The 11,211-nt window shown below is 43.1% G+C and carries 9 protein-coding genes, 1 rRNA gene and 1 pseudogene; 4 read left to right on the forward strand and 7 right to left on the reverse strand.

All coding sequences use genetic code 11. From position 1 onward, the window contains the following. Positions 1-353: ribosomal RNA gene (locus tag SD31_RS17645) — 16S ribosomal RNA — on the reverse strand; the annotation flags it as partial. A gap of 579 nt (positions 354-932) precedes the next feature. On the opposite strand from SD31_RS17645, the gene SD31_RS12910 reads away from it, so the two are divergent. The 3 genes from SD31_RS12910 to lat all read left to right on the forward strand — a co-directional run bounded on the left by SD31_RS12910 (position 933) and on the right by lat (position 3,797). Next, positions 933-2,462, forward strand: coding sequence for an aldehyde dehydrogenase family protein (locus SD31_RS12910; RefSeq protein ID WP_039054437.1), 1,530 nt, complete (start codon positions 933-935; stop codon positions 2,460-2,462). A 46-nt stretch (positions 2,463-2,508) separates the two neighbouring features. After that, a complete protein-coding gene (locus tag SD31_RS20365) occupies positions 2,509-2,697 on the forward strand; it encodes an aminotransferase class III-fold pyridoxal phosphate-dependent enzyme (protein WP_262506639.1) in 189 nt (62 codons plus the stop codon). A 71-nt stretch (positions 2,698-2,768) separates the two neighbouring features. After that, the gene (gene lat, locus SD31_RS12915) at positions 2,769-3,797 is read left to right on the forward strand and encodes an L-lysine 6-transaminase (protein ID WP_262506640.1); all 1,029 of its coding nucleotides are present in this window, start codon (positions 2,769-2,771) and stop codon (positions 3,795-3,797) included. A 38-nt stretch (positions 3,798-3,835) separates the two neighbouring features. Here lat and SD31_RS12920 read toward each other — a convergent pair whose 3' ends face one another. The 6 genes and pseudogenes from SD31_RS12920 to hutH form a co-directional block, all read right to left on the reverse strand. After that, the gene (locus SD31_RS12920; protein ID WP_231561621.1) at positions 3,836-4,588 is read right to left on the reverse strand and encodes a pirin family protein; all 753 of its coding nucleotides are present in this window, start codon (positions 4,586-4,588) and stop codon (positions 3,836-3,838) included. Positions 4,589-4,736: 148 nt separating this feature from the next. Continuing rightward, the gene (hutG, locus tag SD31_RS12925; RefSeq protein ID WP_039054438.1) at positions 4,737-5,705 is read right to left on the reverse strand and encodes a formimidoylglutamase; all 969 of its coding nucleotides are present in this window, start codon (positions 5,703-5,705) and stop codon (positions 4,737-4,739) included. Then, positions 5,705-6,748, reverse strand: a complete 1,044-nt coding sequence (locus SD31_RS19465) for a hypothetical protein (protein ID WP_231561623.1) — start codon at positions 6,746-6,748, stop codon at positions 5,705-5,707. The genes hutG and SD31_RS19465 overlap by 1 nt, the downstream gene beginning before the upstream one ends. After that, positions 6,706-7,713 (reverse strand): hypothetical protein, encoded by a 1,008-nt coding sequence (locus tag SD31_RS19470; RefSeq protein ID WP_231561625.1) that lies wholly within the window; start codon positions 7,711-7,713, stop codon positions 6,706-6,708. Before SD31_RS19470 ends, SD31_RS19465 begins: the two co-directional genes overlap by 43 nt. Before the next feature lie 18 nt (positions 7,714-7,731). Then, positions 7,732-8,970: an imidazolonepropionase gene (hutI, locus tag SD31_RS12935; protein ID WP_039054440.1), complete on the reverse strand. Its 1,239-nt coding sequence runs from the start codon at positions 8,968-8,970 to the stop codon at positions 7,732-7,734. Position 8,971: 1 nt separating this feature from the next. Then, a pseudogene (gene hutH, locus SD31_RS21410) lies at positions 8,972-10,538 on the reverse strand (histidine ammonia-lyase). Between the two features lie 79 nt (positions 10,539-10,617). Here hutH and SD31_RS12945 point away from each other — a divergent pair. Then, positions 10,618-11,211: LysR family transcriptional regulator (locus tag SD31_RS12945; protein WP_039054439.1), on the forward strand; the 594-nt coding region annotated here is incomplete at its 3' end.

Raw genomic sequence — 11,211 nt, forward strand, 5'->3', positions numbered from 1 at the left:
TCCGTAGGAGTCTGGTCCGTGTCTCAGTACCAGTGTGGGGGATTCTCCTCTCAGAGCCCCTAGACATCGCAGCCTTGGTAAGCCGTTACCTTACCAACTAGCTAATGTCACGCGAGCCCATCCTTGTCCGATAAATCTTTGATCATCGAAAGATGCCTCTCAATGATGTCATGCGGTATTAATCCGACTTTCGCCGGGCTATCCCCCTGACAAGGGTAGGTTGCTCACGCGTTACGCACCCGTGCGCCACTCTCACCAGACCAAAGCAAGCTTTGATCTGGATCCCGTTCGACTTGCATGTATTAGGCCTGCCGCTAGCGTTCATCCTGAGCCAGGATCAAACTCTCCATTGTATATAATAATGTTAAATGTCTAATCCCGGCAAGTATTTCCGTATTTATCGTCTCCTATTCGAAAACGTAAGTACCCGTTACGCTACATGATTAATATCTTAAAGAACTCTCCGCCTCCGCATCTCGCTTCGGCTTTATCTCTTGCCTTGCGGCCTTTATTTCTTTTTTCTCCCCCCTTCCTTGCGGACGGGACTGCAAAGGTAGAAACTTTATCCGATTTTCCAAAAACTTTTTTTGAAGTTTTTTTTCTTCTTCTTTTTATCGGGCAACAAAAAAGATAAACTATCTTTTCCTTACCCTCTTCTACCCTCTTTTCAAACGTTCCGTAGAACTTCTCTCCCTCGCGGAGTGGTGCAAAGATAGAGAGTTTAAACCATTACTTCCAAACATTTTTAACCTTATTTTTTAACCCTTAAAACATAATACGCTGATAATGCGTAAGATATTTTTCTTTTAATATCAAACTAATGTTATAAACCTGTTAAAATCCTTATTTTAGTCAAATGTTTTCACAAAACACTTGAAAAATAAATTTTATTCGGTATATTTACATAAAAATTGAATAATCTACTACAAATTATGAACCTTAAAGAACTATCATCATTAAAACTATCAGAAAGCAACTTAGGTTCTTCTACAGGATCCAATTGGTTTGGTAGCGGATCGAAAATAGACTCTTACTCTCCTACCGACGGCAAGTTGATAGGAAGTGTACTTTCAACTACGCGGGAAGAATATGAAAAAGTAATCCAAGAAGCCGAAAGAGCGAAAGCTATTTGGCGCGACATTCCTGCACCAAAGAGAGGAGAAATCGTACGTCAGCTAGGCAACAAACTTAGGGCGGAGAAAGAAACTCTTGGAAAACTGGTTTCCTACGAAATGGGAAAATCTTACCAAGAAGGTTTGGGTGAGGTCCAAGAGATGATAGACATCTGTGATTTTGCTGTAGGACTTTCTAGACAGCTATATGGTCTTACCATGCATTCTGAACGCCCGGGGCATCGCATGTACGAACAATACCATCCGCTGGGAATTGTAGGTATCATCACGGCCTTCAACTTCCCTGTAGCAGTATGGTCGTGGAATGCTGCTTTAGCTCTAGTATGTGGCGATGTGATAGTCTGGAAGCCATCCGAAAAAACACCATTATGTGCCATAGCTTGTCAAAATATAATTGCAGAAATATTGAAGGAAAACAATCTTCCTGAAGGTATCTCTTCTCTTGTTATCGGCGACGCAGAGGTCGGCAAATGGATTGCCGAAGACGAACGTATTCCTCTTGTCTCTGCAACGGGCTCCACTAGGATGGGCAAACAGGTTGCAGCGACAGTTGCTGCAAGATTGGGAAGATCCCTATTGGAATTGGGAGGCAACAATGCTATCATCGTTACACCATCCGCCGATTTGAAGATGACCGTAATAGGAGCTGTTTTCGGCGCTGTAGGAACAGCAGGACAACGTTGTACAAGTACTCGAAGGCTTATCATCCACGAAAGCATCTACGATAAAGTAAAAGAATCCTTAGTGGAAGCCTATAAACAAATCAAAATTGGCGACCCGTTGGATAGTAAAAACCACATGGGGCCTCTTATTGACAAAGCTGCCGTACAAATGTATTTGGACGCCTTGAAGAAAATAAAAGAACAAGGAGGTAACATCCTTTTGGAAGGAAAAGTACTGGAAGGTGAGGGCTATGAAAGCGGATGTTATGTGACGCCGGTAATTGCCGAAGTAGAAAACCATTACGATATCGTACAACAGGAAACTTTCGCCCCTATTCTGTATCTAATAAAATATTCTGGTGACGTCAACAACGCCATTGCACTACAAAACGATGTAAAACAAGGACTTTCATCAGCCATAATGACAACGAATCTGAGGGAGGCCGAGCTATTTTTGAGCCATAATGGTTCAGACTGTGGCATTGCCAATGTTAATATAGGAACATCCGGAGCTGAAATTGGAGGCGCCTTCGGTGGCGAAAAAGAAACGGGAGGTGGACGCGAGTCCGGATCCGATGCATGGAAAGTCTATATGCGCCGACAAACCAACACCATTAATTATACGACCAACCTGCCTTTAGCACAAGGTATTCAATTCAACTTATAATAACGGAAAGATAGAAATAGAACCATTAATAGACATCAACTAAATTATGAATAAAACACATCAGATATTATCAAAACATATTCTAGCCGATGGCTTTCCTTTTACTATGGATTTGGAAAAGTCATACAAATCTATAGTGGTAGATACGGAGGGAAATGAATATTTGGACATGTTTAGCATGTTTGCAGCCTCTCCGGTAGGTTATAACCATCCATATATTAAGGAAAACAAGTAAACAACTAGAAAAAGTAGCGATAAACAAACATTGCACTTTCAGATATCTATGCGGATAGCTTTGCAGAATTTGTGGAGACATTCGAACGTGTAGCCATCCCTAAAGAATTAAGCTATGCTTTCTTCATTGATGGGGGGGCTCTAGCAGTAGAGAATGCTCTTAAGGTGGCTTTCGACTGGAAGACGCGCCTAAATTTAAGTAAGGGCATCAACCACGAAGCATCGCAAGTCATCCATTTCCAACAAGCATTCCACGGCCGCTCGGGATACACATTATCGTTGACCAACACAAAAGATCCTCGCAAATACATGTATTTCCCAAAATTTAACTGGCCACGGATCGTCAACCCTAAACTTACATTCCCTCTAACCGATGAAAGTATTGAAGAGACAATAGCAGTAGAAAAGCAAGCCATCGCTCAAATCATGGAGGCGATAGACAAAAATCCACATGACATCGCCTGCTTGATTGTCGAATCCATACAAGCAGAAGGTGGGGATAATCACTTTAGAAAAGAATTCTTTAAGGAGCTACGTCGCATCTGTGACCAATACGATATTCTATTGATATTGGATGAGGTACAGACAGGTGTAGGCATGACCGGCAAAATGTGGTGCTATGAGCATTACGACATCATTCCTGACGTCATCGCCTTCGGAAAAAAAACACAAGTTTGCGGTATCTTGGCCAACAAAGAAAAGATCGACCGCGTAGAAAACCACGTCTTCAAAGAGTCAAGCCGCATCAACTCCACTTTCGGGGGCAATCTTGTCGATATGGTCCGCTTCAAACTGATTTTAGAGATAATTGAAAAAGAAAAGCTGGTGGCAAAAGCTGCTGAAACAGGCAAATATCTCCTCCAACAGATTGAAAAACTGGTATCGGAAAACGACTTCCTTTCCAATCCACGAGGCAAAGGACTTTTATGTGCTTTTGATTTTAACACCGAAGAACGTAGAGATGCCTTCATCAAGAAAACGCTTGAACACAAGCTGTTGATTCTAGGATGTGGAGAAAAAAGCGTACGTTTCAGACCGCATCTCACTGTCACCGTCGAAGAAATCGATAAAGCTTTTGAATTAATTAGAAAATCTTTATAAAAAAAGAGTGCTTTACGGCACTCTTTTTTTATTGCTCTTTAATAGTTTGGCAAAGGTACATATCCATCATCTCCGGGAACATTCGGAAACTCGTGATTTTTCCAACGCTCTTTTGCCGCTTCGATAATACTTTTGTCTGTAGCGACAAAGTTCCAATAAATAAAACGCTCTTCAGGAAAAGGCTCTCCCCCGAAAATATATACCGTAGTGTTGGGCTTCATAGTAAAAGAACATAGATGAGCGTCTTTCGTGATCAGAATCTGCTTAGGGCCATACGTATAGCCATTACTTTCTATTTCTCCCTCCAAAATATATAAGCCACTTTCACCGAACAATCCTTCCCGAATATCAATAAAGCTTTCCTCATGACTTTTTATCTCCAGCATGTACAACGGGCTGTATACAGGAACAGGAGATCTTCTGCCGAAAGCTTCTCCAGCGATGAGTTTATAATGAATTCCATCCTCTTCCCAAGAGGGAATATCTTTGGCTTCGATATGATAAAACTCCGGCTCCATGAATTCCAGCTCTTTAGGAAGAGCAACCCAGATCTGCAAACCATGAAGAAACTTATCCTTTTGACGTAAATACTCCGGTGTACGTTCCGAGTGAACAACTCCTCTTCCCGCTGTCATCCAATTTACCGCTCCAGGTGTAATTTCCATCGCTGACCCAATACTATCGCGGTGAAATATTGCTCCTTCGAAAAGATAGGTTAATGTCGAAAGACCTATATGTGGGTGCGGAGCAACGTCAAGATTTTCATGCTCCGCCAAGCAGGCTGGGCCCATATGAATCTATGAAAACAAAAGGTCCTATAGAGCGTTTCTTGACGAAAAGGATAATAATCTTCCTACTAAAAAATTCCCAATAATTTGCGGCCGTTTCCTCACGGATAAAATCAATATTAGACATAACAATACTATTTTATCTAAAGTACTAAATTTCTTGTAGAAGCTTGAAAATAAAACTAGCGGCCAAGCGTCCTGTATGCTCGTCTATATCAAATCGAGGATTTAATTCCGCTATATCCATACTTACCAATTTGGGTTGCTTAAAAATATAAGTCAGAAGCTCATAAAATGCATGGTCCGGAATCAGTCCTTGAAAGGCAACAGCACTAACGCCCGGAGCATAGGTCGCCGCAAAAACATCCATATCTAAGGTTAAATACAGTTCATCGATTTCCGCTGCAAAACTTTCTATTTTGGCTTTGACAGCGTCTAGCCGCTTAGCCTGAATCTCATCAGCTTTGACAATAAGCACATCTTTAGAAATCGCATATTGCAGTAAGCCTTGGGTATTGGCTATATCTTGTATTCCTATAGCCATATAATGCAATTGCTGTCCATTCGAAGAAAGCTCTCTCTCCAATTGGTAAAAGCTAGTACCGGAATTCCCTTTCCCCTCCTCCAATGGACGCATATCTAGGTGAGCATCTATATTGATAACACCTATCCGCTTATTATCAGAAGAAAGGCCTCTGAAATGGCCATAAGTCACCTCATGCCCTCCTCCTATAATCAAAGGAAATCCATTCAAGCTACGAATCTTGCTTACGGCCAAAGCTAAAGCTTTCTGAGCCGATTCCAAATCATATCCTTGGATATGGATATCCCCCACATCTATCAATTTTCTGTGTGTTCCAAAATGAACAGGCAAATTGGCCAGAATTTTTCGCAGATAAGGAGGAGCTGCTTTAGCGCCTTCTCTTCCTTTGTTTCTACGAACACCTTCATCACTACAAAATCCTAGTATGGCTATGGCATTGTCCATCTGTTTTACAGAATTCAAATCTACACACTCCACCACCTGATGCCAGCGATGCAATGCCCTATCCTCTCCGTCTATTCTTCCCTGCCACAGGTCGGGATTTGCCTTCTGATATAATTTATGAAATGCCTCCATTACGAAAATATTTTATCCAACAACGATTGATCTACCAAATTCGGTGTTGTGACTTTGAGCTGGGGAGTGCGTTGCAGTTCTTTCTCTATAGCCTCCAAAGCCTCCTTATTTCTAGCCCAAGCTCTTCGTGCTATACCATTATTAACATCGAAAAACAACATTTGTTTTAATCGGTTGTCTGCTTCTTGTGAACCGTCCAACACCAAGCCAAACCCTCCATTTATCACTTCTCCCCAGCCGACGCCTCCTCCATTATGTATAGACACCCATGTAGCGCCACGGAAGCTATCTCCAATTACATTATGTATTGCCATATCTGCTGTAAAACGACTTCCATCATAGATGTTGCTTGTCTCACGATAAGGCGAGTCTGTACCGCTCACATCGTGGTGGTCTCTTCCCAACACGACTGGTCCCTTCAGTCTACCGTCACGAATAGCCTTATTGAAAGCCTCTGCGATACGTATACGTCCCAGCGCGTCAGCATACAGGATGCGTGCTTGCGAACCTACAACCAATCTATTTTGATCAGCTTCCCGAATCCATTTGATGTTATCTTCCAATTGCTGAACAATATTGTGAGAGGCAGATTCTTTCAGTTGAGTCATGACTTCCAAAGCAAGATAATCCGTCTTACGCAAATCCTCCGGATCTCCGGAAGTACATACCCAGCGGAAGGGTCCAAAGCCATAATCAAAGCACATAGGTCCCAATATATCCTGCACATAGGAAGGATATCTGAAATTCACCCCATCTTCTGCCATAATATCCGCTCCTGCACGGCTAGCCTCCAGCAAGAAAGCGTTTCCATAATCAAAGAAATAAGTTCCCCGTGAAGCATGCTTATTGATGGCCTCGACATGACGAACCAAAGCTTGCTGTACCACCTTTTTGAAGCGTTCAGGATCTTCAACCATCATCTTATTGGATTCTTCAAAACTAAACCCTACAGGATAATATCCACCGGACCAAGGATTATGCAAGGAAGTCTGGTCAGATCCTACTGAGACATAAATATCTTCTTCGATACAAACTTTTCCCACACTTCAACGACATTTCCCACATAGGCTAAAGAAACCACCTCTTTAGCTGCCATAGCTTCCCTTACCCGAGCCACCAACGCACCCATATCGTAATGAACCTCATCAACCCAGCCTTGATTATACCGTTTTAGAGCAGCGGCAGTATTGACCTCGGCACAGACCGTAATACAGCCGGCGATATTCCCTGCCTTGGGTTGAGCTCCACTCATTCCTCCTAGTCCGGAAGTGACAAATACCTTACCTCGCACCTCTTCTCCAGGAGGAAGCACCTTACGGAAAGCATTCATGACGGTGATAGTAGTGCCATGAACAATTCCCTGAGGACCAATATACATGTAAGACCCTGCTGTCATCTGACCGTATTGAGTAACACCTAAAGCATTGAAACGCTCCCAATCATCGGACTTAGAATAGTTAGGAATCATCATGCCGTTGGTTACCACCACACGGGGTGCTTCCTTTGACGAGGGGAAAAGTCCCATCGGATGACCGGAGTACATATGCAGTGTTTGCTCTTCTGTCATCTCCGCAAGATATTTCATGGTCAATAGGTATTGTGCCCAATTTTGAAAGACAGCTCCATTGCCACCGTAGGTTATAAGCTCATGAGGATGCTGTGCTACGGCAGGATCAAGATTATTCTGAATCATCAACATGATGGCTGCAGCCTGTGTACAGCGGGCAGGATAAGCGTCTATAGGACGGGCATACATCTCATAGTCCGGTCTGAACCTATGCATATAGATACGTCCAAACGTTCTCAGTTCCTGCAAAAACTCTCTTCCCAGCTCCTCATGCCATTCCTCCTTGAAATAGCGTAAGGCATTCTGCACTGCTAAACGTTCCTCTTGTGGTGTAAGAATAGCTTTGCGTTTGGGTGCATGACTCACCGTAGCATCCAACTCCTTCTTGGGAGGTAACACCTCCGGAATACCTTGTAATATCTGTTCTTGAAAAGTATTCATCTCTACTAAAATGTTAATTTAACAACCATACACTTCAACCCCCGACTTCCAGACAGCCATGGGCTGTAACGAGCCTTGGTGGTAAGTGATATTTTGATAATTATCCGTAGCGTACAGCACAAAGTCGGCTAATTGTCCCGCTACCAAACGTCCTCGATCACGCAAGCCCAACGCGTCTGCCGCACGGAAAGTGATAGCAGCTAGGACTTCCGCATTTGTCAACTTTTCCATGGCTGCCAAAATGCTGGCAGATGTCATAAGCTGCCCCATAGGAGCAGATCCGGGATTCCAATCTGTAGCGATAGCTAAGGCTGCCCCTGCATCCAGCAGCTTACGGGCAGGGGTAAAAGAACAGCCTAACCCCAAAGAGGCGGCAGGCAGAGCCACCGCAACCACATTGGAGTGTGCTAAACGCTCAATCTCAGACGTAGTAGAAGCCTCCAAATGGTCTGCTGAAAGGGCTTTCAACTCTACTGCTAACGACGAACCTCCAACCGTAAATTGGTCAGCATGAACCACCACATCAAAACCTAAAGCTTTCGCTTTCAACAGATATGCTCTTGCCTCCTCCACAGAAAAAGCACTCTGCTCAACAAAAACATCTATACGACGTGTTAACTTTTCTTCTAAAAGTCTTGGAAAAAGCTCTTCCTGAATATATGCCAAATAATCCTTATTGCTACCCACAAAGTCTTTAGGCTTTGTATGTGCCGCTAGGCAGGTAGCAATGAGTTCTACTGCTGTTCTTTGATTCGCAGCTTGTATGGCCCTTAAAGTTTTTAGCTCCTGCTCCACGTCAAGACCATAGCCACTCTTCACTTCCACGGTGGTAACACCTTGTGCTAAAAGACTGTCTGCCCTCTGCTGCGTAAGGAAGCAAAGTTCTTCTTGCGAACAGGCTCTGGTATGCTGCACCGTACTCCAAATACCACCGCCGGCCTGGGCAATCTCCAAATAGGAGCTTCCAGCATTCCGCAAGGCAAAATCATTAGCCCTACTGCCACCAAAAGCTATATGGGTATGACAGTCTACATAACCAGGAACACATACCACATCTTGTTTATATGTCACGCTTTTAGCATCAGTATATTTGTCTTTCAGTCTATCATAGATATCGACCGCAACAATACGGCCTCTTTCTATGCAGACTCCCGCGTGGGGAATGATCTCCAGCTGACTGTCCTTTATCGCTCCCTTCAATGGTAAATTCCGCATAGTAATCAACTGACGGAATGGCCCAACCAATAATTTATCCATATCAGTAATTTTCAAAATCATCCAAATGGGTGGTCTTATATTTTAACGCTTTTTCAGAAGCTACGGTTTGCGCTATCTGCAATAGCTCTCCACTTTTCACGAGATCCAAGGCCTTTTGCAGAATCTCCTGCATAGGCTGATCTTCTTCAATATGAGGTATGAATTTTCGGATATGCTGATGAATGCTCTCTATAATTGGAGTAGACTGCAATGGATAGTGAAAATCCTTAGCTTGAGTAGCACATAATAACTCTATACTCAAAATCTTATCCACATTGTCCAACACCTGCAAAAGCTTACGTCCGGAAATAGAACCCATGCTTACATGATCCTCCTGTCCCAAGGAAGTAGGAATACTGTCCGCACTTGCAGGAAAACATAAGCTCTTATTCTCACTAGCTAATGCTGCCGTCGTGTATTGCAATATCATAAACCCCGAATTCAATCCCGTAACTCTCACCAGCAGCTTAGGCACACGATCTGTCTCCCCCTCCAAGGAAAGGTATACTCTTCTATCCGAGATATTGCCGACTTCGGAGGCTGCCAAGGTTGCATAATCCATTGGCAAGGCAATAGGCTGTCCGTGAAAAGAACCGCCACTGATAGTCAGTTCGTCATTGATGATGATAGGATTGTCCGTAACAGCGTTGATCTCCGTTTCTATGGTTTCTTTAAGATGGAGCCACGCATTTCGTGAAGCGCCATGCACCTGCGGAATACAGCGCAATGAATAGGGATCCTGTACTCGCAAACAATTGCGATGGGACTCCATGATCGCTGAACCCTCCAACAAATTGTATATCGTAGAAGCTACATAACTGTTTCCCTTATAGTTACGTAGCTGATGAAGCTCTTTAAAAAAAGGTTTGATTGAACCATTAAGCCCTTCGATCATTAAGCTGACACAAGATCCGCCGTATCCAGCATGCGACTCATCTCTACCACACCCTTGACCGCATGTGCCGCCATGAATTGAGTTCCATTGATAAGTGCCAATCCTTCTTTGGCTCCTAACGGTACAGCGTTCATTCCCAAATGAGACAAAACCTCTGCCGCATCTTTGATCTCACCTGCATAATATACCTTGCCTAATCCGATAAGCGGCAAAAAAAGATGTGCCAAGGGAGCCAAGTCTCCGGAAGCACCTACCGACCCTTGTTTGGGCACAACCGGAATTACATCGTGCTCTATATGCCAGATGATACGCTCTACTGTCGATAGCTGCACTCCTGAATAACCCTTTGCCAAGGCATGAACCTTCAAAATCAACATCAGCTTACTAAGCTCCTTGTCGATAGGTTCTCCTACCCTACGGCATGACTTTTAAGAATATTTTCCTGCAACGTACGGGTATCTTCCGCATCTATAATCGTTGTACACAAAGGTCCAAAGCCTGTATTTATTCCATAAACGACTTTCCCCTTATCTACTATTTTCTGTACATAGTCAGCGCTCTGCTGAATCTGGCGTTTGGCTTCTTCTGTCAATACCCCCTTTATATTTCCTTTGGCGATAGCTATAGCTATCGAACATTTCAAAAAATCTTCTCCGTACCTAAATGTTTTCATAAATCTTCGTCTTTCATTATCAAATTTACCCCTTATATTTGATAACTATTAATATCAATTACATCATTAATTGATAACTATGAATTATCAAATAGAACTAAGGCATCTTTATTATTTCAAAGTTTTGGCAGAAGAGCTGCACTATCGCCGAGCTGCCGAAAGGCTCTTTATTTCCCAACCGGGTTTGACACGACAAATCAAACAGATGGAAGAAATTTACAAGACAGCTCTTTTTGAAAGGGGGAAACGTTTTGTAAAGCTGACACCTGCCGGAGAATATCTGAAGAAAGAGGTAGAACTACTTTTCACTCACTACCACAACATCCACACTCAGATTGAAAAGATTGGAGAAGGTAAAATTGCTACACTAAAGCTTGGCTTTATAGGTTCGGCTGTACAGACTATACTTCCTGAACTCTTAACACGACTAAAGAGCCAGCAACCAATGGTAGACATCACCCTTAATGAACTATCCAACGAAATACAGATGGAGCTGTTATTAAAAGATGAGCTGGACTTCGGCTTTGTACGGATGGGAAATTTCCCTCCTAAGATCGAGTCTCTTCCTATACTTACTGAACATTTTGCTTTGGTAGTACTTAAGGCATCCTTAAGTCAGACAAAGAAAGYGTACTTCGCCACCTTTAAAGAAGAGTCTTTCATTCTCTTTTCG

The organism is Sphingobacterium sp. T2, from assembly GCF_000814685.1.
Lineage (GTDB): Bacteria > Bacteroidota > Bacteroidia > Sphingobacteriales > Sphingobacteriaceae > Sphingobacterium > Sphingobacterium thermophilum.

Coding starts and splice junctions, on each gene's coding strand:
- SD31_RS12910 (WP_039054437.1), top strand. CDS start 933: ATGAACCTTAAAGAACTATCATCATTAAAACTATCAGAAAGCAACTTA.
- SD31_RS20365 (WP_262506639.1), top strand. CDS start 2,509: ATGAATAAAACACATCAGATATTATCAAAACATATTCTAGCCGATGGC.
- SD31_RS12920 (WP_231561621.1), bottom strand. CDS start 4,588: ATGGGCCCAGCCTGCTTGGCGGAGCATGAAAATCTTGACGTTGCTCCG.
- hutG (WP_039054438.1), bottom strand. CDS start 5,705: ATGGAGGCATTTCATAAATTATATCAGAAGGCAAATCCCGACCTGTGG.
- SD31_RS19470 (WP_231561625.1), bottom strand. CDS start 7,713: ATGAATACTTTTCAAGAACAGATATTACAAGGTATTCCGGAGGTGTTA.
- hutI (WP_039054440.1), bottom strand. CDS start 8,970: ATGGATAAATTATTGGTTGGGCCATTCCGTCAGTTGATTACTATGCGG.